We start from the raw sequence: 21,477 nt of genomic DNA, 5'->3' as shown, positions 1-21,477 counted from the left end.
TCCGGCCCATCGGCCCACCGACCCACGGGGCCCGGCGCGACCGCCCGACTCAGCGCCCCAGCGCCTGGAACCGCCGCACCGCGAGGGGGAGGAAGATCGCGGTGATCACCAGCGGCCAGACCATCGCCATCGGCAGCGCGTGCGTCTCGATCCAACTGCCGCCGTGCGGGGCCGGTTCGCCGAACAGGTCCCGGATCGCATTCGCGGTGGACGAGACCGGATTCCACATCGCCACCGTGCCCAGCCACTGCGGCATCATCGACGGCGGGGTGAAGACGCTGGAGACGATGCCGAACGGCAGGGCCACCGCGAACAGGTTGCCCGCCGCCTCCGCGTTCGGCACCAGCAGTCCCAGGTACACCCCGACCCAGGTCATCGCGAAGCGAAGAAGCAGGAGCAGCGCGAACGCGGCCAGGATCCGCGGCACGCCGCCGGGCGGTCGCCACCCGACCACGAGCGCGATCGACGCCAGGACCGCGAGATCGAGGCTCGCCCCGAGCACGTCGGCCACCCCGCGCCCGCCGACCACCGCCGAGGGGGCCATCGGCATCGAGCGATAGCGGTCCATCACACCGAGTTGCCGGGTGAAGGCGACGATCGTCGCGGTGTTCATGAATCCCTGCGCCATGGTCATCGCGAACATCCCCGGCAGCGCGTAGTCCTTGTAGTCGACGCTCCCACCCACGTCCATGGCGCTGCCGAAGACGTACACGAACAGCAGCACGGACACGATCGGAAAGCCCAACTGCCAGGCGAGCATGCTCGGTTGGCGGGCGATGTGGACGAGTTCGTTGCGGACCACGGTCAGGCAGTCCGCGATCGCCCAGTAGAGCCGACGCTCGGGGGCCTCGGCGGGTACGGTCACGGCGCTCACCGGCGCGCCACCTCCTTCCCGGACGGCGCGGACGGGTCGATCGCGTCGCCCGGATCGCCCGCACCCGAGGAATCGGGCCGCGTCGGCGTGCTCGGATCCGGGTCGCCCTCGTGTGCCCGATGCCCGGTCAGGCGCAGGAAGACCTCGTCCAGGGTCGGTCGGCGTACGCCGATGTCCTCGATCGCGATGCCCTCCTCCTGGCATGTCCGCGCGACATGCGTCAGTGCCGCGACCCGGTCCCCCACCGGGGCGGTCACCCGCCGCTCCTCGGCGTCGACCAGCGGCTCGCCGCCGGACTCGGTGACCAGGGCCAGCACCCGCAGCGCGGGCTGCAGGTGTGCGGCCTCGCGGACCACGACCTCGATCCGGTCGCCGCCCAGTTCGCGCTTGAGCCGCTCCGGGGTGTCGTCGGCGATCTTGCGTCCCCGGTCCAGTACCGCGATGCGGTCCGCGAGTTTGTCCGCCTCGTCCAGGTACTGCGTGGTCAGCAGCACGGCGGTACCGCCCGCGAGCAGCGAACGCACCGCCTGCCAGACCTCGTTGCGGGCGCGCGGGTCCAGCCCGGTGGTCGGTTCGTCGAGGAAGAGCACGGTGGGCGCGAGGATCATGCTCGCGGCCAGGTCGAGCCGCCGGCGCATGCCGCCGCTGTAGTGCTTGACGCCCCGATCGGCGGCCTCGACCAGGTCGAAGCGTTCGAGCAGTTCGTCCGCGCGGCGGGCGGCGCGGCGCTTGTCCAGGTGGAACAGGCGGCCGAACAGGTTCAGGTTGCGCCGCCCGGTCACCGCCTCGTCCAACGCCGCGTTCTGGCCGACCAGGCCGATGTGCCGGCGCACCCGCCTGGGATCTACGGCCACGTCGTGCCCGGCGACCAGCGCGCGACCGCCGTCGGGGCGCAGCAGGGTGGACAGGATCCGGACCGCCGTGGTCTTGCCGGCGCCGTTGGGCCCCAGCAGCCCCTGGACCGTGCCCGGGGCCACGGTGAGATCGAAATCGTCGAGGGCGCACTTGGTGCCGTACCGCTTCGTCAGGCCCTCGGCGAGGACCGCGTGACTCGTCGTTTCCATCAGCCTCCTTCAACCGAGTACACCGTACCCGATGCGCGTACGCAGTACCCAGTTTTAAATTCGGCGGTGACATGCGCGCCCGTACGCCGATCCGGGCCGGTGCGGGCGAGGCTCCTACCATGGGGACACCATGACGAGCACCGACCACACCGGCAGCGGCGACCTGGCCCGCAGTCTCGAACTGCTGTGGGGCCTGGACCGGAAGCCGACCCGCGGCCCCAAGCCGGCGCTGACCCTGGACCGGATCGTCACGGCGGGCATCGCCGTCGCCGATGCCGAGGGGCTGGACGCGCTGTCCATGCGGCGGGTCGCCACCGAGGTCGGGGCGGGCACGATGTCGCTCTACCGCTACGTGCCCGGCAAAGCCGAACTGCTCGACCTGATGGTCGACAGGGTCAACAGCCCCTGCGACACCGAGTTTGCGCCCGGACTCGGCTGGCGCGGCGCGCTGGAGCAGGTCGCGCGCGGGATCTGGCAGATGTACAACCGGCATCCGTGGCTGCTCAACGTCGACCAGGCGCGACCGGTGCTCGGCCCCAACTCGCTCCGGGCCCTGGAGCTCACCCTCTCCGCGATCGGCGACGCGGCGCTGAGCGACCGGGAGAAGATGACCGTCCTGACGATCATCGACGGCGGCTACGTCAGCGGCATGGCCCGCACCCACTTCAACGCCAAACACGCGGCGCAGCGCACCGGGGTGAGCGACGAACAGTTCTGGGCGGCCCAGGCCCCGATCCTGAACGCGGCCATGACCAGCGGGAATTACCCGGAGTTGGCCGCGCTGTCCCAGGACAGCTTCACCCCGGACGGCGAGGGGGAGTTCGAGTTCGGACTGGGCCTGCTTCTGGACGGCCTGGAGGCGTTCATCGAGCGCCGGACCTGACCCGGGAGGGTGGCCCCTGCCGGGAACGGTTGTGGGCCGGGCCCGCCGGCGCCATCATCGGTGCTCGGCCACGGGGGTCGGGGACGGCGGGGATCATGGACGAGACACCGGCGCGGCGGCGAACCGCGCTCCGGGTGGCGGTCGGGTGCGGAATCGGGGCGATCGCGCTGACGCTCGCGCCGATCGGGATGGGCGGATCGGCGGCGTCGGCGGCCGACGGGCCCACGGTGAGCGGGCCGACCGGGGCGGTGCGGCCGGGGGACACGGTGACGATCCGGGGTTCCGGGCTGACCGGCTGCCCCACGAACACGGTGGATGTGTACCTCGCGTCGGTGAACGGCGGCAGTTCCGGCGAGTACGACGAACTGCTCGCCGCGGGGCTGCCGGTGGACGCCGGCCACTCGATCGCCTTTCGGCACGTCATACCCACCCCGGTCTACAGCTCGAACGGGGCGACGGGGCAGATCGTCCAGGCGGTGAACCGGATCGTGGTGCGCTGCCCGGGCCAGGAGAACGACCTCGCGCAGACGCCGATCGAGATCAACGAATTCCGCAAGGAGGAGACCGCGAGCCCGCCGGCCGACCTGCGCGCCCGGCGCATCCTCGTGGAGCCCGCCACCGGGCTGCCCGGCACCGAGGTCACGTTGTGGACCAATCTGCGCTGCGGCCAGTCGAACGCGGACGACGACGCCCGGGTGACGTGGGACGGGCACTTCCTCGCCAAGCTCAGCATCTTCGACCCGGCCGGCACCTCGTATCGCTTCATCGTGCCCGAGGGCCCGACGCGCGGACCGCGGCCGATCACCGTGAGCTGTTTCGCCCAGGGCCCCGGGATGCCGGACAACGGCACGCTGCGGACCGACTTCCGGGTTCCCGAACCGAAGTTGACCGTGACCCCCGCGCTGGCGACGGCGGGTCGGCCGCTGCGGGTCGAGGGCAGCGGGTTCGTCGGATGCGGACGGCCGGTCGACGGCGGGGCCGGGGCATTGAGCGTGCGGCACGGCACGAACGAGTTCGGGCGGGTGCCGGTGGCGGCCGACGGGCGGTTCGCGGGCGAGGTCACCGTGCCGAGCGGACTGGCGGATGGCGCGGGCGCGTTGACGGTCGCCTGTGTGGGTGGGGCCGGCTACGACGGCGACGTGTCGGTGCAGCTCGCGGTGGTGGCCGCGACGAAGGACGCGGAGCCGGTCGGGGACCGTTCGGAGGCGGCGGTGAACCTGCCGAGTCCGGCCGATCTGTTCGACGAGCCCCGGCCGGTGGTCGTGGCGGGCGCGACCGCGCTGGCGGCGCTGCCGGTGCTGGGCTTCTCGGCGGAGTTGTTCAACCGCACGTGGGCGGAGAACCGGCTGCGCATCCGGCGCCGACTGCGGCCGGGGGCGGCCCGACCACGATCACAGCCACGGGTGCCCGAGTTGCAGGTGCTCGCCTTCGTCGTGCTCTCGGCGGCCACGTGCGTGGCGGTGGAACCCGGCACGGGCTGGAACGCCGGGACCGGTGCGCTGGCCCTGGCGCTGGTGGCGGCGGTGCCGCTGGGGGTGCTGGTGTACGAGGGTCCGGCCGAGGCGTACCGGCGCCGGATCTCGCGCATCCGTGCCCTGCCGCACCTGGTGCCGGGGGCGCTGGTCGTCGCGGTACTCCTCGCGGCGGCGTCGCGACTGCTCGGGATGGCGCCGGGCTATGTGTACGGCCTGTTCCTGGCCTTCACCTCGGCGGGCCTGCGCCGACTGTCGCCGGCCGACGAGGGCCGCGCGATCGCCCTCGGCTCGTGGTCGCTGGCCGGCCTCGCGGTGGTCTCGTGGGTGTGGCGCATCCCGGTCACCCACGTCCTGAACGACTCCGACGGCGCCCCCTTCGGGTGGGTCCTCGCGGAGGACCTGCTCACCCAGTGCTTCGTGGCCTCGGTGGTCGGCCTGGTCTTCGGCCTGCTCCCGATGCGCTTCATGGACGGCCACGCGCTGTGGCGATGGAACCGCTGGGCCTGGGCGGCGATCTACGTGGCGGCCCTGTTCCTGTTCACGCTGACCCTGCTCGACCCCACGGGCGTCGCCGGCGGCACCACTCGGACCATGTGGCTGCGCTCGATGTACCTCTTCGCCGGGGCGGCCGTGTTGTCCGTGCTCTTCTGGGCGACCTTCCGCCTGCGGCCGGCCCGGCCGCCGGTGACGCCCTGACCCGTCACGGACGCGCTCCCCACAGGAGTCGGACGGCCGCGTAGTTCCCGACGACGATCGCGGCCTGGTTGTCCAGGGCGGTCGGCCGGCGCGTGGACCAGTATTCGCTGTGGCCCTCGGCGCCGTCGGTCGTGAAGCGGTTGGCGCCGAACCCCGCGTCGTCCGGGGTGACCCGCCGGGGTCTGCCGCCCCCGCCGTCCACGGCGGGGGCGTGCGCTCCGGAGCCGAGGGCGACGACCATGTCGTCGTGCGCGGCTCCCACCCAGACGTGCCGCGGGTCGAGGTCGAGATCCGCGGCGCGGGTCACGTGTATGCCGGGGCTGCCGACGACGATCACGTCCTTGACCAACAGCCCTTCGTCGCGCTGGGCGGCCTGCCCGAGCACGACCGAGCCGTAGCTGTGGCCGATCACCGTCAGATGCCGGTTCGTCTCGATCCCCTGGGCCACCCCGACGCCGCGCAGGAACGTCGCGAGGGCCGGCGCGGCGGTGTCCGCGTAGGACGTGGACACCGCGTGGACCAGGGTGTCCGGCGCGTCGTAGCCGACCCACGTGATCGCCGAGACCTCGCCGGGGTCCGTCAGCCGACCGGCCGCCTGCCACAGGCTGCGCATCCGGGCGACGTCCGCGCCGATGTGCGCCAAGCGCGCGCCGGTGCCGGGGACGTACACGGCGGTGTGGGCGGCCCGGTCGGGGTTGCCGATGGCCACGATCGCCCGGCCGTCGTCCCGGGCGTCGAAGCCCATCAGGAACAGGTCGGCGGCGGAGCCGAGGACGGCCTCCAGCGACCCGATCGCGGCCAGGCGGCCCTTGAGGTCGGTGACCCGCAATCGCCGGCGGGCGTCATCGACCCGACCCGCCGCGTCCCGCTCGGCCCGGGCCGTCGCGAGTTCGGCGGTCACGGCGGCCTTCGCCTCGGCCAGCGCGACCCGGTTGGCCCGGTCCCGCACCTGCGTCGGGAGCCCGTCCGTCGCGCCGAGCAGCGCCGGGTACGCGGCCTGATACCGCGCCCGGTCCGTCGCGCTCAGCCCCGCCCACCAGCGGGCCGCCGCGGCCGGATCGCCCTTCGGGATCGTGCCGGGGCGCAACCCCGCCAACGCCGTCACGGCCACGCGGTCGGCGGCCGTGTCCGCCCAGTCGGGCGCCGGGGTCGGATGCAACCGGGCCAGCGCCCGCGCACAGCGGTCGTCGATCTCGGCCGCCCGCCGAACCGGCTCGGCCAGGCGCCGCTCGACCGTCGCCGCGTCGGCCGTCCGACCCGCGTCGGCCGGCGCGGCCCGCCCGTCCTCGGACACGGTGAACCCGGCGCCCGCCGCCTCCATCAGGCGGGCCCGCACCTCGCGCTGGGCGGCCCGAAGCTGCTCGGCGGCCGTGTCCAGGACGGTCAGCACGCACCGGGCCTCCTGCGCCGCCACCGCGACCTGTTCACCGCGCGCGGCCACCGTCCGCGCCGCCGCGTCGGCATCCGCGCCCGTCCAGTGCGAGGCGCGCAACGGTCCACCCACACCGGTCGTCGCGCGCCCGACCAACGCGTCCAACGCGGCGGCCAGTTCGGCCCACTCGGCCACCGCCCGATCAAGCCCGCCCAATGCCGCGTCCCGCAGGCCGGCCACCGTCACCATCGGCGCCCACCCTCGGCGAACACACCGGCCGCCGCCCGATCGGCCCGATCATGCGCGTCGGCGTCGGCCACGAGAAGGTCGCCCATCCCGGCGAAACCCTCGGCGAGCGCCCGTACATGCGCCACCCACGCGGCCGTCACCGCCTCGACCGCCGCCACGATCGCAAACCCCGGGCAGCCGGCGACGACCCCATCGAGCCCACCGACCGCCCGCCGCAACCCTTCCGCCACATCACGGGCCACCCCCGCCCCCTGCCGCAACGCCCCGGTCTCCACCCGGACCCGCGCCGAAGCACCCCCACCACCAGCCAAGACCCCTCCCCGTGGTCGTCCGGTCACACCGTGAGATCAACGATAGCCGTGGAGCCCAGACAACCGGCGGGCCAGTCCGCGAATCCCCCGAGAGCGAACAAACCTGCCTCTCGACTCCGAAAACCGACCACCCACGCCCCGTTCACTCGTACGAGCGAACGCAATAGGCCATTCGGGGGACGCGGGTCGCTCCGAGCGGTCGCGCCGCAGCGCATGCCGCAGGCTGGGAACCGCCCACAAAACCGCAGGTCAGGTGGATACCGTGTCAATATGGCACGGAGTTATTCGGGCAAACGTGATAATCGATTTCAAACATGCAGGGGACCGGGATGGGTGACGAGAACGCGGTCGAGATCTTCACGTTCGCCGGATGCAGCCAGGTGCGCGTGGTGATGATCGCCGGCGAGCCTTGGTTCTGCGCGGCCGACGTCTGCGAGGTCCTGCGGCACAGCAACTCACGCGCGGCGGTCAGCATCCTGGACCCGGACGAGAAGCTTACGGTATTCGTCAGCAAAACCGCAGGTCAGGGGAATAGCGTAAGCAATCCTTACGGAATTAATCGGGGCAATCCGAACATGACCTTCGTCAGCGAGTCCGGCCTCTACACGCTGATCCTGCGCAGCAAGAAGCCCGAGGCCAAACCCTTCCGCCGCTGGGTCACCCACGATGTCCTCCCCACCATCCGCCGCACCGGCCGCTACACGCCCGCCACCAGCGAAAACATGGACGCGCTCCTCTCCCGCGCCATCGGCTCGATCGCCGATCTCGCCGAGCGCACCGGAGACCTCACCAAGGCCGTCGAGATCAACACCATGGCCGTGGCCCGCCTCACCGCCGGCTTCGAGTCGGCCGCCCCGTTGTCCACAGACACCCGTAACACGACCCCTCCCACCTCGGAAACCCACAACGATCCCCAGGTTGTCCACAGCGATATCCACAGGGTTATCCACAGGCCCGTGGATTTCCCCACACCCGGCGATCGACGCCGCCTCACCCCCGAGGACGTGGCCGCCTGCCGGCGTCGGGCTCGGGGCGGGGTGTCGGTGTACCGGCTCGCCCGCGAGTACGGCGTCAGCGACTCGACCATGCGCTCGGCGGTGCGCGGGCAGACCTACCGCTACGTGCCCGAGCCGCCCCTGGCCCCCTGACCCGAGGCCGCCCGCACCAGCCGTCCCCGCGCCGCCAACTCGATCGTCAAGGCCACCGCGACCGCCTGGACCTGTAGCAGCGCGACCAACACGAACAACTGCACCGCTCCCGCCTGCAACGGCGTCGCACCACCGAGCAGCATCCCCACGAAGGCCCCCGGCAGGGTCACCAACCCCACCGTCCTGGTCTGGTCCAGGGCCGGGATCAGCGCCCCCGAAGCGGCCGGCCGACAGATCTCCATCGCCGCGTCCCGATCGGTGAAACCCAAGGTCAGAGCGGCTTCGACCTCGCCATGACGCTGTGTCAACTCCTCCAGCGCCCGGCGCCCCGCCAGCACCGTCGCGGTCATCGCGCCGCCGATCAGGATCCCCGCGACCGGGATCAGCACGATGCCCTTCGCCGGCACCAGTCCGCTCGCCCACAGCAGCACCAGGGTCGGCCCCGTCGCCACCACGATCGGCACCGCCGGCCAGAACAACCGGCGCGTCGCGGTCACCCTCCCGGCCGCGGTCAGCGCCGCGACGGTGTACATCATCACCACGAACAGCGCCGCGAACCCGAGCCGGTCCACCACGTGTGTGATGACGAACGACACCGCCAGCAACTGCGCCGTCGCCCGCACCCCGGACAGCACCACCGCCCGCCCGTGGCCGAGCCGCGCAAGCGCCGCCACCGCCGTCGCGGCGGCCAGGAGCAGCACGGCGACGACCCCCAGCGCCGGGGTCACCGGCAGCAGCGTCGAGGCGTTTTCCACAGGCCAAGCCTCACCCTCTCGGCGATACCGCGCAGCGCGGGCGGGCACACCACGTGCACACCGCGCCCCGCGTCCCCCACCACGTGCCGCCTCGTCCACAACGCGTTCGCCCACCACGCCCGCGCCCCTCGTCCACACCACGGGACGCACGACGAGCACACCGGCCGGCTCAGTACAGTGACGACATGTCCGACGCCCCCACCCCCGCAGCCGCGCCCCGCTGGACCTACCTCGGCCCCTCGGGCACCTTTACCGAGGCCGCCCTGCGCATGCTGCCCGGTGCGGAGCACGCCGAGGCCGTGCCGATGGAGTCGGTGCCGGTCGCCTTGGACGCGGTGCGCAGGGGCGACGCCGACGGCGCCGTGGTCGCGCTGGAGAACTCGGTCGAGGGCGCGGTGTCCATCACGCTGGACGAGTTGGCCACCGGCGCGCCGCTGGTGATCACCGCCGAGATCCTGCTGCCGATCGCCTTCGCGCTGCTCGTCCGCCCCGGCACCGCCCTGGACGACATCAAGACCATCTCCAGCCACTCGCACGCCCAGCCGCAGGTGCGCAACTGGCTCGCGACCCACCTGCCCGACGCGCACTGGTTCTCGTCCGCGTCCAACGCCGACGCCGCGCGCCTGGTCCAGGACGGCCGCTACGACGCGGCCCTGGCCGGCGAGTTCGCGGCCGGCCCGTACGGTCTGGTGCCGCTGGTCACCGACATCCACGACGTCGAGGGCGCGGTCACCAGGTTCGTCCTGGTCGAGCGCCCGGACCGGCCCACCGTGCCCACCGGCGCGGACCGCACCACGGTGGTCGCCTACATCGTCGACGACCACCCCGGCGCGCTCCTCGAGATCCTCCAGGAGTTCGCGGTCCGCGGCGTCAACCTGACCCGGATCGAGTCGCGCCCCACCGGGGACGGCCTCGGCCACTACTTCTTCTCGATGGACGCCGAGGGCCACGTCGCCGACGCCCGGGTGGGCGAGGCCCTGATGGGGCTGCGCCGGGTGTGCGCGGCCGTACGCTTCCTCGGCTCCTACCCGCGCGCCGACCGGGTCCGGCCGCAGCTGCGCCGCGGCACCTCCGACGCCGAGTTCGCGAACGCCGCCGAGTGGCTCGCGCGCGCTCGCGGCGGCGGCGAGATCTGACCCGACCGCCAGCCGGATCCGGCTCAGGGGACGCGCACCGTCAGCGCCCCGGGCCGGACCCGGACCGCCAGTCGGGTGCCGGGCCCGATCGGGTCGCCGTCCACCTCGCGCGGCTCGGGGCGATCGGTCTCGATCAGCACCGTGCGACCGGTGAAGTGCTCGATCGGGCGCAGCCGTTGCTGCTTGACCGGCACCACGGCCGGTTCCTGGTCGCGCCGCCGGCCTATCACCCGGACCGTGGCGTGCGCCCAGCCGGTCATCCCGTACGGCGCGAACACCACGACGTCGAGCAGGCCGTCGTCCGGCGCGGCCCCGGGCAGCAGTTGCATGCCGGCCTGGAGCGCGCCGACGTTGCCCACCAGCACCATCCGGGCCCGCCGGCGAATCGGCTCGCCGTCGTCCACGGTCAGCGTCACCCGCATCCGCCGGTCGCGCAGGTGCCGGGCGCCGGATACCACATAGGCGGGCCAGCCGACCTTCTTCTTGAGCGCGTCCGGCGCGTCCGCGACCATCGCCGCGTCCAGGCCGATGCCGGCCATCGCGGTGAAGCAGCGGGATTCGGCCGCGCCGGCCCCGGTGTCCCCGTCCGCTTCCGCGTTGCCCTCCACCATGCCCAGGTCGATCCGTCGATCGCGCCCGTGCAGGGCCACGTGCAGCGCGTCGGCGATGTCGATCGGCAGGCCGAGGTTGCGGGCGAGCAGGTTCCCGGTGCCGGCCGGGATCACCGCGAGCGGGGTGTCGGTACCGGCCAGCGCGCCGGCGCACTCGCGGATGGTGCCGTCACCGCCGGCCGCGATCACCAGGTCCACCCCCTCGGCCAGCGCCTTCGCGGTCACCCCGGCCCCCGGATCGAGCACCGTGGTCTCCAGCCACAGCGGCTCGGCCCACCCTGTGTCGTGCATGATCCGGTCGATCCGGGTGCGTGATTCGGCGATGTCCAGCTTGATCGGATTGACCACCACGGCCGCCCGCGGCCGCCCGCCGCCGGCCCCCGTCGGCGCCTCGCGTCGGGCGCGACGTCCCCAGTACCCCCAGATCGACTTCGGGGACAGCAGCGCGCGGTTCATCACGACCAGCACGACACCGGCGTAGAGCAGCGAGGTCAGCACGTCGCTCGGGTGGTGCATGCCCCGGTACATCCGGCTCCCGGCGACCGCGAGCGGAATCGCGCCGAGCAGCACCCAGACCGACACCACCGCCGCGCGCGGGCGCAGTCGGCTCGCCAGCAGCACGGCCAGCCCGCCGTAGAGCGCGAACGCGGCGCCGGTGTGCCCGGACGGGAAGCTCGACGTCGCGGCGGCCTGCTCCAGGCGCGGGACGCCCGGGCGATCACGCGAGACGAAGAGTTGTACGAGCCAGAACACCAGCGCCTGCCCGGCCACCGCACCGGCCAGGAACAGCGGGCCCCGCCAGGAGCGGGAGACGATCCGGATCAGCACCACCGCGACCAGCGTGGTGGCGATGATCACACCGGTATCGGCCAGTGTGGAGAACACGTGCGTGACGTCGTTCCAGGTCCCCGAGCGGTGCTCGGCGAGGGTGCGCTCCAGGTCGTCCTCGGCGGTGAACGGCCACACGCCGTCGAGCGTCCTGGTGACGAGCAGACCGAGGCCCACCATGACGAACGTCAATATGGCGAGGGGCAGGACGATACGGCGCAGGAACCGTCCTGCTTCGGTCAGCATGACCGACATTCTTACCCGGCGATGGATCGTTCAGTTCCGCCCGTGCGGGGAGTCACGGTCGGTTCCGGGGTGAATGTGTGCAATCTCCGGATCCGGATCGTCGCCGTCGATCTCCGGCTCCAAGCCCTCGTCGGTGGCGTCCACCGCGCGCAGTCCGGCGTCGCGGCGCCACCACTCGAACACCGCGGAGGTCACCGCGAGCACGATCAGGCCGAGCACCCAGCCGCCCACCACGTCCGTCACGTAGTGCACGCCGAGCGCGACCCGGGTGAACGCGACGCCCACCGCCGAGCCGATCGCGAGCACCCACGCGAACGGCCGGCACACGCGGGGAATCAGCGGCAGCAGCGCCAGCAGCAGCACGCCGGGGCCGACCACACCGGTCAGCGCGTGTCCGGACGGAAAGGACCAGCCGTCGGAGTGGTGCACCGGATGCGGCAGGTTCGGCCGGGCCCGGGTGAAGACGAACTTGAGCAGCGCGCCGAGCAGCCCGGCGAGGAGCATGCTCGTGGCGGCCCACACCACGAGCCGCCGCGCGCCGCGCCACCACAACCACCCGCACATGATCGCGACCAGCAACCGGTACACGTTGGGATCCCAGACCCAGTCGGTCAGGAACAGCAGCGTGTGCTGCCAGGCGGGGTGGGCGCGGACCCAGTCGTTGAGGTCGGTCGCGACGTCCCGGTCGAGGTCGAGCAGCGGCGACCACTTGGTCTCCACCAGAGCCGCCAGCACCCCGAACGGCAACGCGCCGATGAGCAGGGCGAGCGCGGCCAGGGTCATCCTGAGCCCGAAACGCCGGTCGGGGTCGAGGCGCCTGCCGACCCAGCCTGGGGAGGAGGTCATTGTTCATTCATAACCCGAATCCGGTCCCGTACGTTCACTTCCGCGGCCGAAGTCGTACACGGAACGCCCGCGATCGTGCCGGGACGCCGCGGTCGCGAAATCCGTTGGCGGGGCCCCGGTAGGCTTTGCCCGTGATCGACCTGCGACTGCTCCGTGAGGATCCCGACCGTGTCCGCGCTTCGCAGCGTGCCCGCGGCGAGGACGAGACCATCGTCGACGCGCTGCTCGCCGCGGACGAGCTCCGCCGCTCGTCCGGCTCCCGGTTCGACGCGCTGCGCAACGAGCAGAAGTCGATCGGCAAGCAGGTCTCCAAGGCCAAGGGCGACGAGCGGCAGGAGTTGCTGACCCGGGCCCAGACGCTGGCCGCGGAGGTCAAGGCGGCCGACGCCGAGCAGGCCGAGGCCAAGGCGGATACCGACCGGCTGCTCAAGTCGCTGGCCAACCTCATCGACCCCGACGCACCGGTCGGCGGCGAGGAGGACTTCGTCACGATCGAGGAGATCGGCGCCCGGCGCGACTTCGCGGTCGAGGGCTTCGAGCCGCGCGACCACGTCGAACTCGGGCGCATGCTCAAGGCGATCGATGTCGAGCGGGCCGCTAAGGTGTCCGGCTCGCGCTTCTACTACCTCACCGGCGTCGGCGCGCTGCTCGAACTGGCGCTGGTCAACATGGCCGTCGCGCAGGCGACCGAGGCCGGGTTCACGCCGATGCTGACGCCCGCGCTGGTGCGTCCGGCGGCGATGGAGGGCACCGGGTTCCTCGGCCAGGCCGCGGAGAACGTGTTCCACCTGGAGGCCGACGACTACTACCTCGTGGGCACCGCCGAGGTACCGCTCGCGGCGTACCACATGGACGAGATCATCCCGGCCGCCGAACTGCCGCTGCGCTACGCCGGTTTCTCGCCGTGCTTCCGCCGTGAGGCCGGGACGTACGGCAAGGACACGCGCGGCATCATCCGGGTGCACCAGTTCGACAAGGTGGAGATGTTCTCCTTCGTCGCGCCGGAGGAGGCCGAGGCGGAGCACCGCCGCCTGCTCGCGTGGGAGAAGGAGTTCCTGAACCGGCTCGAACTGCCCTACCGGGTGATCGACGTCGCGTCGGGCGACCTCGGCGCGTCCGCCGCGCGCAAGTTCGACATCGAGGCGTGGATCCCGACCCAGGGCAAGTACCGCGAGGTCACGTCCACCTCGAACTGCACCGAGTTCCAGGCCCGCCGGCTCCAGGTGCGGATGCGCGACGAACAGGGCACCCGCCCGCTCGCCACGCTCAACGGCACGCTGTGCGCGGTGCCCCGCACCATCGTGGCGATCCTGGAGAACCACCAGCGCGAGGACGGCTCGGTGGTCGTCCCCGAGGCGCTGCGGCCCTTCCTCGGGGGTCGTGAGGTCCTCGAACCGGTGCAGGCGTGACCTTCACCCTGGTCGCGACCGACCTGGACGGCACGCTCCTGCGCGAGGACCACACGGTCTCCGCGCGCAATCGCGCGGCGCTCGTCCGGGTCGCCGAGGCCGGTGCGCGGCACGTGATAGTGACGGGCCGCGCCGTGGGATGGACCCGTCCGGTGTTCGACGCGCTCGGCTACCGGGGGCTCGCCGTCTGCGGTCAGGGTGCGCAGGTCTACCACGCGGGCGAGGACCGGCTGTTGACCTCGGTCACCCTGGACCGGCAACTGGCCCGGCTGGCCGTGGAACGACTCACCGCCGAACTGGGCGGGGTACGGTTCGCGGTCAGCCGCGACGGTCTGGCCGGTCGGGTGGTGATCGAGGACGGCTACCGCTACGAGTCCCTGCTGCCGGTGCAGACCGTGGCGGACCGGGAGGAGTTGTGGTCCGAGCCGATCCTCAAGCTCTACCTGTACCACCCGGACTACGACGACGACCGGTTGACCGCGTGCGCCCGGAAGATCTGCGCCGGTCTGGTCGACCTCACGCACGCCGGTACCGGCATCGTCGAGGCGTTGCCGGTGGGGCTGAGCAAGGCGGTCGGCCTGTCCCTGGCGGCGCGCAGGCTCGGGGCCAGGGCCGCGGACACCATCGCGTTCGGCGACATGCCCAACGACGTCACCATGTTCCGCTGGGCGGCCCACGGGGTGGCCATGGCCAACGCCCACGCCGAACTGCTCGCCGTCGCGGACGAGGTCACCCTGTCCAACACGGAGGACGGCGTAGCGGTAGTCCTGGAACGCCTGTTCCCCACCCCCTGACCCCAGGCCCGAACTCCAACACCAGAGCCCAACCCCCGGGCGGCCCGAGCCGAAGCCCGGCCCCCGAGCCCGACCCGCAACCACATCACCCGAGGCCCGGACTCCAACATCAGAGCCCGACACCCGGGCGGCCCGAACCGAAGCCGGACACCCGAGCCCGACCCCTGACCCCAACACCCGAGGCCCGAACTCCATCGCCCAAGCCCGACACCCGGGCGGCCCGAGCCGAAGCCGGACCCCCGAGCCCGACCCGTAACCACAACACCCGAGGCCCGGACTCCGTCGCCCAAGCCCGACACCCGGACCCGAGCGGAGCCGAACCCCCCGAGCCGGCCCCAGACCACAACACCCGACAACCGGACTCCAACGCCCCGGCCCGACACCCGGACCCGAGCCGGAGCCCGACACCCGCGCCCGGGCCCGAACACAGGCCAAGAGCCCAACCCCGAGCCCAACGCCCGAACCCAACGCCCGAACCCAACGCCCGAACCCGGAGCCCGACACCCGGGCCGGAGTCCGCGTGTGGGATCGGAGCCCGAGCGCGGAGCCCGGGCCGGAGGCCCGAGGCACCTCATCCGGCCGCGAGGCCCCAGAGGGCGCCCCCGATGCCCGAAATCCGCAGCCTTCCCGGCTCACGCAACGGGCCGGGCGGGTGGGCACAAAAACCCCTCACCCCACCCGCACATGCCCGGGCCGCGAAGCCCCCACCCCGCACCCCACCGCACAAGCACACAGCACCAGCATCACCACGATCGGCACCGTCCACCCCCCGGTGACCTGCCGCAGCGCCCCGGCCGCCAACGGCCCGAACGCGGCCACCACGTAGCCGACCGCCTGAGCCATCCCGGACAACTGCGCCGCCGTATTCGAATCGGGCGACCGCAACACGATCAGGGTCAGCGCCAGCGACACCGCACCGCCCTGCCCCAGCCCCAGCAGCACCGCCCAAAGCCACGCCCCGCCCGTGGGCGCGAGCATCAGCCCCACGTACCCGGCCGCGACCAGACCGACCGAACCGACCACCAGCGCACTCTGGTTGCGCATCCGGCCGGCGATGATCGACCCCGCGAGCGAGGACGGGATCTGCACGAAGGTGTTGAACGCGAAGATCGCCGCCGCGGTGCCCTTGCTCATCCCGTGGTCGGTGAGGATCGTCGGCATCCAGGCCAGCAGCACATAGAACAGCAGCGACTGCAGACCCATGAAGCCCGTCACCAGCCAGGCCAGCGGCGACTTCCACAGCCCCGCCACATGCGGCATCGCGCCCGCCGCGGCCCCGCGCCGGCGCCGGACGTGCGGCAGCCAGACCGCCACCGCCGCGACGGCGAGCAGCGCCCAGCAGCCCATGGCCGGTTGCCAGCCGTGCCCGATCGCGTTCTCCAGCGGCACCGTCGCACCCGCCGAGACCGCCGCGCCGAGCACCATGGCCGCGCTGTAGACCCCGATCATCACCGCGGCCCGATCCGGGAACTCGCGCTTGACCACACCCGGCATCAGCACGTTCAGCACCGCGATCCCGCCCCCACGAGCGCACCGCCCGCGAACAGCGCGCCCAGCGCGGGCACCATCCGCAGCAGGATCCCGGCGCCCACCACGACGAGCGCGCCGAGCAGCACGAGTTCGGTGCCGAACCGCCGCGCCGCGACCGGCGCGAGCGGCGAGATCAGGCCCAGGAACAACACGGGTATCGCGGTGATCAGACTGCCCGTGGTAGCCGACAGGTGGAACACGTCGCGCAGTTCGCCCACCAGCGGCGACACGCTCGACAGTCCGGCCCGCATGTTCAGCGCGATCAACACGATGCCCGCGAGCAACAGCGCGCCACCGCCGGCCTTCGCGGTGGTCTTGGCGTTCGGGGATATCCGCAGGTCGGTCGTGCTCATGCGTCGTGCTCCATCGGATGGTGCTCGGTCGGGGGGTCGTGCGGGGCACGGTCGTGCAGCAGGGTGTCCAGGGCCACCACGGCGGGCTCGAGGATCTCCCGTACGGCCCGCTCGGCCGCGTCCGGATCGCCCGCCTCGATCGCGTCGGCCAGGGCCACGTGCAGCGCGTGCGACGCGTCCGGCAGGGTGCCGTCGCCGACCACCGTGCGGATGGCGCGCCACAGCGAGTCGCTGAACCAGCGGTACGTGGCCACCATCGCCGAGTTGTGCGACGCGATCGCGATCGCGGTGTGGAAGGCCACGTCCTGCTCGACCAGGTCGTCCAACTCGCCCTCGGCGACCTCGCCGCGGTCGAAGTCGTGCGGCTCGGGGGTGTCCGCGCTGCCGTCGGCCGCGCCGCGCCTGGCCAGGGCGCGGCGAATCCGTTCCAGGTCGGCGAGGTCGCGCCGCTGGGCGGCGAGCCGGGCGGCCTCCACGTCCAGCGCCCGACGCATCTCGAAGATGTCCCGCAGGTCCGCGTGCTCGATCCGGCGGACCAGGTCGCCCGGGTCGGTGAGGGAGCGTACATACGTCCCGTCGCCCTGGCGGGACTCCAGCATCCCCGCGTGCACCAGCACCCGGATCGCCTCGCGCACCGTGTTCCGGCCGACCCGGAGCCGCTCGGCGATCACGCTCTCGCTGGGGATGCGCGAGCCGACCGGCCAGGTCCCGGCGGTGAGTTGGGCGCGGAGCTGGTCGATCGCGTCGTCGACGAGCGAGCGTCTGCCGGCGGCCTGGAGCGACATGGACCCTCCTGGATTCGTGGGGTTGCCCAGTCATCCTACAAGTAGCTGCACACCACATGCGATACCGAGGTGGGGGCGTTCCCGCCCCCACCTCGGACCCGGCCCCACCCTCAGACCCGGTCGCGGTCCCGGCGCGGCGCCAGGAACACCGCCGCGAGCAGGGCGCCGAGCAGAACCAGGGCCGAGTCGACCAGGATCGCGACGGCGACCCCGGACAACACCGCGTCGGGCCCGGTGTCGCCGAGCGAGCTCATCCGCGCGGTGGCGATGGCGCTCATGATCGGGATGCCCATCGTGATGCCGACCTGCTGGGTCATCGTGGCCAGGCCGGTGGCCAGGCCCTGTTCGGCGTCCGGCAGGCCGGAGGTCGCGGTGATCATGAAGCCGACGATCATCAGCATGTTGCCCACCCCGCCGACGAAGGTGGCCGCGAGCAGCAGCCAGATCCAGCCGCCGGAGTTGCCGAGCGCGACCAGCGACAGGGTGGCCAGCGCCTGGACCACGCCGCCCGCGACGATCGTGGTGCGGGTGCCGAAGCGGCCCACCACCCGCCCGCCGAGGGTGCCGCCGAGCACGGTGCCGATGCCCAGGACACCGAAGGCGAGCCCGGTGGCCAGCGGCGAGTAGCCCAGGACCTCCTGCAGGTAGAGCGTGAGCAGGAAGACCAGCGAGGTCTCGGTGACGAAGGCGATCAGGCCGGTGATGTTCCCCCACAGCACGGTGCGGCGCTTCATGATGCCGACCGGGACCAGCGGCGAGGTGGAGCGCTGCTCGATGAACCAGAACGCGACGAGGAGCACCGCACCGGCGGCCAGCGCGCCGAGCGTGGTGGGCTGCCCCCAGCCCTCGGCGCCCGCCTGGGTGAGGCCGAACACCAGGGCCAGCAGACCGCCGGTGACCGCGATCGCGCCGGGCACGTCGAGCCGGGGCCGCCCGCTGGGCCGCGAGTCGGTGATCGCGGACGGCGCGAGGATCAGCACCAGCGCGGCGACGGGCACGTTGACGAAGAACGCCCAGCGCCAGGACAGCAGATCGGTGAGCAGCCCGCCGAGCACCGCGCCGGCGGTGAAGCCGGCCGACATCAGCGCACCGTTGAGACCCAGCGCCCGATCCCGCTGTGGCCCCTCCTTGAACGCGGTGGTCAGCAGCGACAGACCGGCGGGGGTCACCGCCGCGGTGGCCAGCCCCTGGAGCACCCGGGCGATCAGCAACATCTCGGGGGACGTGGCGAAACCGCCCAGGGCGGAGGAGGCGCCGAGCAGGGCCATGCCGCCCAGGAACAGGCGCTTGCGGCCGAACAGGTCGGCCACCCGGCCGAACAGCAGCGTGAAGCCGGCGGCGGTCAGCGCGAACGCGGTGGCCACCCACTGGAGGTTGTTCAGCGAGAAGCCCAGACCCTCGCCGACCACCGGCAGTGCGACGTTCAGGATCGAGAAGTCCACCGCGATCATGAACTGGGCGCCCAGCAGCAGGGTCAGCACCAGCTTCTGCTGCCCGGTCATCCGGGCGCCGGTCGAACCGGCCGCGTCGGTCGGCTCGGCAGGGGTGACGGGTGGGGCCTCGACGGGCCTGGTGCGGTGATCGAGCGTGGACATGTGCGCCTCCCGAGCGGATCCGACGTGTTAACGGGTCTTCTTTCCCGTTAAGATGCTCAGAAGGTAGCACGATGGATCGACTTAATGGAACAGGAGTCCCGTTATGACATCGGAAGGCACCGTCCGCCCCGGTGGACGCACCGCCCGGGTGCGCGAGGCGGTCCTGCGCGCGGCCGGGGACCTGCTCGCCGAGCGGGGCTTCGCCGGACTGGACCTGGCCGAGGTGGCACAGCGCGCCGAGGTCGGCAAGACCACCGTGTACCGGCGCTGGGGCAGCGCCACGGGCCTGGTCGCGGACCTGCTGGTGGAGATGGCGGACAGCTCGGTGTCGCGAACCGAGACCGGCTCGCTGCTCGGCGACCTGCGCACCAACGCGCACCTGGTCCGCCGCACGCTGGTGGACGAGCGCCAGGGCGCGCTGTTCAAGGCGGTGATCGCGGCGGCGACCTGCGACGCGCGGACCGCGGCGGCGCTGCACGCCTTCTACGCCACGCGCGTGGGTGAATGGGCGCCGTGTGTGACCGCCGCGATCGAGCGCGGCGAGGCGCCGGTGGGCACCGATCCGCACGAGGTGATCCGGGCGGTGTCGGCGCCGCTGTACTACCGACTCCTGGCCAGTGGCGACCCGCTCGACGAGGCGAGCGCGGACCGCGCGGCGGCGGCGGCCGAGGCGGCCACCCGGGCGGGGGCGTTCGTGCGGTAGCGGCAGGCCGGCCCGCGGGGGCGACCCGACCGGGCACGTATGGTCGACGGATGCGTTTGAGCACTGTGATCCTCCCGATCCACCGTTGGACCGAGGGCCGAAAGATCTGGCGACAGGCCGAAGACCTGGGCTTCCACGCCGCGTACACGTACGACCACCTGTCCTGGCGCAGCTTCCGGGAGCACACCTGGTTCGGCGCGATCCCCACCCTCACCGCCGCCGCCGCGGCCACCGAGCGGCTGCGCCTGGGCACGATGGTCACCTCGCCCAACTTCCGCCACCCGGTGACCCTCGCCAAGGACCTCGCCGCCATCGACGACATCTCCGGCGGCCGGTTGATCGCGGGAGTCGGCGCGGGCGGCAACGGCTTCGACGCCACCGCCCTGGGCGGGCAGCCGTGGACCCCGAAGGAGCGCGCGGATCGGCTCGCCGAGTTCGTCCCCCTGCTCGACCGGCTGCTGTCCGAACCGGCCGTGACCTCCCGGGGCACCTACTACACCGCCGAGGACGTGCGGATGATCCCGGGCGGCCGGCAGCGGCCCCGGGTGCCCATGTACCTCGCGGCCACCGGGCCGCGCGGGATGCGCCTGACCGCCCGGCACGGCCAGGGATGGATCACCTACGGGGACACCCGCGACCCCAAGGGGGTGCCGGCCGAGGTCTGCCCGAAGGTGATCGCCGAGCAATTGGCCCGGCTGTCCGACATCTGCGCGAGCGAGGGCCGCAAGCCGGAGGAGTTGGAGCGGGTCCTCCTCCAGGGTTCGACCCTGGAGCGCCCACTCGACTCGATGGACGCGTTCGTCGACTACGCGGGGCGCTACCGGGAGCTGGGCATTACCGAATTGGCCATTCACTGGCCGATTCCGGATTCGGTTTTTGCGGCGGACCAGGCGGTGTTCGAGCGCATCGCGTGTGAGGGTTTGGGGCAGCTGGGCTGACTGTTGGGCGCTTCGCGCCGGCTCGCGAGGGACCACTTTTCTGCTCCCGTGCTTCGCGCGTCGATCGCGTGGGTGGCCTGGGGCGTGGGCGCCGGCGCGCCGCGGGGGTGGCGGTCGCAACGCCCGACTCGCGAAAAAAGCCCGTGGGCGGGCGGAGTCGCGGGCGCCGCGTTGCTTCTTGTAGGGCGCTTCGCGCCGGCTCGCGAGGGACCACTTTTCTGCTCCCCCGCTTCGCTCCTCCGCAGAAAAGCGGCCCCTCGCTCGGGGCCGGCTGTCCCTCCGCTTCGCTCCGGGCCATCCGACCCACAAAACCGCGGCTCCGCCGCTCTCCGCGCTTCGCGCGTCGATCGCGTGGGCAGCCCGGGTCGTGGGCGCTGACGCGCCACGGGGGACGAGCGGTCGGGGACGCCAGGCTCGCGACACGACGCGCGTCCCACCCCACCTGACCACCGCCGCGATGTGGGCCTTGCCCGGCGACCCGAGTCGTCGGCGCATCCCGTCGGCGCGTCAGCGCCCACGAGTGGGGCCGAGGTGGTGATCGACGCGCGAAGCGCGGAGAGCGGCGGAGCCGCCGCTTGTTTTTTGGGCTGGGCGACCCGGAGCGAAGCGGAGGGGCGCACAGCCGCGAGCGGGGTGCCGCTTTTCTGCGGAGGAGCGAAGCGGGGGAGCAGAAAAGCGGTGCCTCGCGAGCCGGCGCGAAGCGCCCAACAAAAAGCAACACCGCGATTCCGACTCAGGCCCGGTGTGCTGCCGCCGGATCCGACCCGGCCAGGCGCGACGCCCCGGCCCCCACCCAGCCCCGGCGCGACGCCGCAGGCCCCACCCGGCCCGGGTGGGGACCGCCGTGCTCGGAGAATCGTTTTCGAGCGAGGATGT

At 72.6% G+C, this 21,477-nt stretch carries 19 protein-coding genes; 8 read left to right on the top strand and 11 right to left on the bottom strand.

The annotated features are described in order from the left end of the window. Positions 1–49 precede the first annotated feature (49 nt). Complete coding sequence (locus tag B4N89_RS15165) at positions 50–874, bottom strand: ABC transporter permease (RefSeq protein ID WP_201260845.1); 825 nt, start codon at positions 872–874, stop codon at positions 50–52. Beyond that, positions 871–1,938 (bottom strand): ATP-binding cassette domain-containing protein, encoded by a 1,068-nt coding sequence (locus tag B4N89_RS15160; RefSeq protein ID WP_078976370.1) that lies wholly within the window; start codon positions 1,936–1,938, stop codon positions 871–873. The genes B4N89_RS15165 and B4N89_RS15160 overlap by 4 nt, the downstream gene beginning before the upstream one ends. Positions 1,939–2,068: 130 nt before the next feature. Here B4N89_RS15160 and B4N89_RS15155 point away from each other — a divergent pair, with 130 nt between their 5' ends. Beyond that, entirely contained in the window at positions 2,069–2,821 is a 753-nt protein-coding gene (locus B4N89_RS15155; RefSeq protein ID WP_078976369.1) for a TetR/AcrR family transcriptional regulator, read from the top strand. 95 nt (positions 2,822–2,916) lie between these two features. After that, positions 2,917–4,992 (top strand): FGLLP motif-containing membrane protein, encoded by a 2,076-nt coding sequence (locus B4N89_RS15150; RefSeq protein WP_078976368.1) that lies wholly within the window; start codon positions 2,917–2,919, stop codon positions 4,990–4,992. A gap of 4 nt (positions 4,993–4,996) precedes the next feature. On the opposite strand, the gene B4N89_RS15145 is transcribed toward B4N89_RS15150, so the two are convergent. Next, positions 4,997–6,613, bottom strand: coding sequence for an alpha/beta hydrolase (locus tag B4N89_RS15145; RefSeq protein ID WP_078976367.1), 1,617 nt, complete (start codon positions 6,611–6,613; stop codon positions 4,997–4,999). Then, the gene (locus tag B4N89_RS15140; protein ID WP_143657973.1) at positions 6,607–6,924 is read right to left on the bottom strand and encodes a hypothetical protein; all 318 of its coding nucleotides are present in this window, start codon (positions 6,922–6,924) and stop codon (positions 6,607–6,609) included. Before B4N89_RS15140 ends, B4N89_RS15145 begins: the two co-directional genes overlap by 7 nt. 329 nt (positions 6,925–7,253) lie before the next feature. Here B4N89_RS15140 and B4N89_RS15135 point away from each other — a divergent pair, with 329 nt between their 5' ends. Next, positions 7,254–8,072: a BRO family protein gene (locus B4N89_RS15135; protein WP_143657972.1), complete on the top strand. Its 819-nt coding sequence runs from the start codon at positions 7,254–7,256 to the stop codon at positions 8,070–8,072. Here the strand turns inward: B4N89_RS15135 and B4N89_RS15130 are convergent. After that, on the bottom strand, positions 8,042–8,827 hold the full coding sequence (locus B4N89_RS15130) for an ABC transporter permease (protein WP_078976364.1): 786 nt from the start codon (positions 8,825–8,827) through the stop codon (positions 8,042–8,044). The two genes, B4N89_RS15135 and B4N89_RS15130, sit on opposite strands and share 31 nt — an antisense overlap. 185 nt (positions 8,828–9,012) lie before the next feature. Here B4N89_RS15130 and pheA point away from each other — a divergent pair, with 185 nt between their 5' ends. Next, positions 9,013–9,963, top strand: a complete 951-nt coding sequence (pheA, locus tag B4N89_RS15125; RefSeq protein WP_078976363.1) for a prephenate dehydratase — start codon at positions 9,013–9,015, stop codon at positions 9,961–9,963. A gap of 23 nt (positions 9,964–9,986) precedes the next feature. On the opposite strand, the gene B4N89_RS15120 is transcribed toward pheA, so the two are convergent. Continuing rightward, positions 9,987–11,648 carry a diacylglycerol kinase family protein gene (locus tag B4N89_RS15120; RefSeq protein ID WP_161500723.1) on the bottom strand — a complete coding sequence of 554 codons (1,662 nt, stop codon included), beginning with the start codon at positions 11,646–11,648 and terminating at the stop codon, positions 9,987–9,989. Between the two features lie 30 nt (positions 11,649–11,678). After that, positions 11,679–12,494: a phosphatase PAP2 family protein gene (locus B4N89_RS15115; RefSeq protein ID WP_078976361.1), complete on the bottom strand. Its 816-nt coding sequence runs from the start codon at positions 12,492–12,494 to the stop codon at positions 11,679–11,681. Between the two features lie 131 nt (positions 12,495–12,625). Here B4N89_RS15115 and serS point away from each other — a divergent pair, with 131 nt between their 5' ends. Together serS and B4N89_RS15105 are read left to right on the top strand one after the other, a co-directional pair. Further along, positions 12,626–13,903, top strand: a complete 1,278-nt coding sequence (gene serS, locus B4N89_RS15110; RefSeq protein WP_078976360.1) for a serine--tRNA ligase — start codon at positions 12,626–12,628, stop codon at positions 13,901–13,903. After that, positions 13,900–14,697 carry an HAD family hydrolase gene (locus tag B4N89_RS15105; protein WP_078976359.1) on the top strand — a complete coding sequence of 266 codons (798 nt, stop codon included), beginning with the start codon at positions 13,900–13,902 and terminating at the stop codon, positions 14,695–14,697. The genes serS and B4N89_RS15105 overlap by 4 nt, the downstream gene beginning before the upstream one ends. 669 nt (positions 14,698–15,366) lie before the next feature. On the opposite strand, the gene B4N89_RS15100 is transcribed toward B4N89_RS15105, so the two are convergent. From B4N89_RS15100 to B4N89_RS15090, 4 genes are all read right to left on the bottom strand, one after another. Continuing rightward, a complete protein-coding gene (locus tag B4N89_RS15100; RefSeq protein ID WP_235618625.1) occupies positions 15,367–16,206 on the bottom strand; it encodes an MFS transporter in 840 nt (279 codons plus the stop codon). Continuing rightward, positions 16,200–16,580 (bottom strand): hypothetical protein, encoded by a 381-nt coding sequence (locus tag B4N89_RS51380; RefSeq protein ID WP_235618624.1) that lies wholly within the window; start codon positions 16,578–16,580, stop codon positions 16,200–16,202. The genes B4N89_RS15100 and B4N89_RS51380 overlap by 7 nt, the downstream gene beginning before the upstream one ends. Next, a complete protein-coding gene (locus tag B4N89_RS15095) occupies positions 16,577–17,365 on the bottom strand; it encodes a FadR/GntR family transcriptional regulator (protein ID WP_078976358.1) in 789 nt (262 codons plus the stop codon). Before B4N89_RS15095 ends, B4N89_RS51380 begins: the two co-directional genes overlap by 4 nt. A 110-nt stretch (positions 17,366–17,475) precedes the next feature. Continuing rightward, entirely contained in the window at positions 17,476–18,867 is a 1,392-nt protein-coding gene (locus B4N89_RS15090; protein ID WP_101897305.1) for an MFS transporter, read from the bottom strand. Positions 18,868–19,063: 196 nt separating this feature from the next. Here B4N89_RS15090 and B4N89_RS15085 point away from each other — a divergent pair, with 196 nt between their 5' ends. Together B4N89_RS15085 and B4N89_RS15080 are read left to right on the top strand one after the other, a co-directional pair. Beyond that, the gene (locus B4N89_RS15085) at positions 19,064–19,663 is read left to right on the top strand and encodes a TetR/AcrR family transcriptional regulator (protein ID WP_078976356.1); all 600 of its coding nucleotides are present in this window, start codon (positions 19,064–19,066) and stop codon (positions 19,661–19,663) included. A 50-nt stretch (positions 19,664–19,713) separates the two neighbouring features. Then, complete coding sequence (locus tag B4N89_RS15080) at positions 19,714–20,601, top strand: LLM class flavin-dependent oxidoreductase (RefSeq protein WP_078976355.1); 888 nt, start codon at positions 19,714–19,716, stop codon at positions 20,599–20,601. Positions 20,602–21,477 lie beyond the last annotated feature (876 nt).

The sequence above is a fragment of the Embleya scabrispora genome, from assembly GCF_002024165.1.
GTDB classification, from domain to species: domain Bacteria; phylum Actinomycetota; class Actinomycetes; order Streptomycetales; family Streptomycetaceae; genus Embleya; species Embleya scabrispora_A.
This window is presented reverse-complemented; position numbering and strand designations above follow the sequence as displayed.

Coding starts and splice junctions, on each gene's coding strand:
- B4N89_RS15160 (WP_078976370.1), bottom strand. CDS start 1,938: ATGGAAACGACGAGTCACGCGGTCCTCGCCGAGGGCCTGACGAAGCGG.
- B4N89_RS15155 (WP_078976369.1), top strand. CDS start 2,069: ATGACGAGCACCGACCACACCGGCAGCGGCGACCTGGCCCGCAGTCTC.
- B4N89_RS15150 (WP_078976368.1), top strand. CDS start 2,917: ATGGACGAGACACCGGCGCGGCGGCGAACCGCGCTCCGGGTGGCGGTC.
- B4N89_RS15145 (WP_078976367.1), bottom strand. CDS start 6,613: ATGGTGACGGTGGCCGGCCTGCGGGACGCGGCATTGGGCGGGCTTGAT.
- B4N89_RS15135 (WP_143657972.1), top strand. CDS start 7,254: ATGGGTGACGAGAACGCGGTCGAGATCTTCACGTTCGCCGGATGCAGC.
- pheA (WP_078976363.1), top strand. CDS start 9,013: ATGTCCGACGCCCCCACCCCCGCAGCCGCGCCCCGCTGGACCTACCTC.
- B4N89_RS15120 (WP_161500723.1), bottom strand. CDS start 11,648: ATGCTGACCGAAGCAGGACGGTTCCTGCGCCGTATCGTCCTGCCCCTC.
- B4N89_RS15115 (WP_078976361.1), bottom strand. CDS start 12,494: ATGACCTCCTCCCCAGGCTGGGTCGGCAGGCGCCTCGACCCCGACCGG.
- B4N89_RS51380 (WP_235618624.1), bottom strand. CDS start 16,580: ATGAGCACGACCGACCTGCGGATATCCCCGAACGCCAAGACCACCGCG.
- B4N89_RS15095 (WP_078976358.1), bottom strand. CDS start 17,365: ATGTCGCTCCAGGCCGCCGGCAGACGCTCGCTCGTCGACGACGCGATC.
- B4N89_RS15090 (WP_101897305.1), bottom strand. CDS start 18,867: ATGACCGGGCAGCAGAAGCTGGTGCTGACCCTGCTGCTGGGCGCCCAG.
- B4N89_RS15085 (WP_078976356.1), top strand. CDS start 19,064: ATGACATCGGAAGGCACCGTCCGCCCCGGTGGACGCACCGCCCGGGTG.
- B4N89_RS15080 (WP_078976355.1), top strand. CDS start 19,714: ATGCGTTTGAGCACTGTGATCCTCCCGATCCACCGTTGGACCGAGGGC.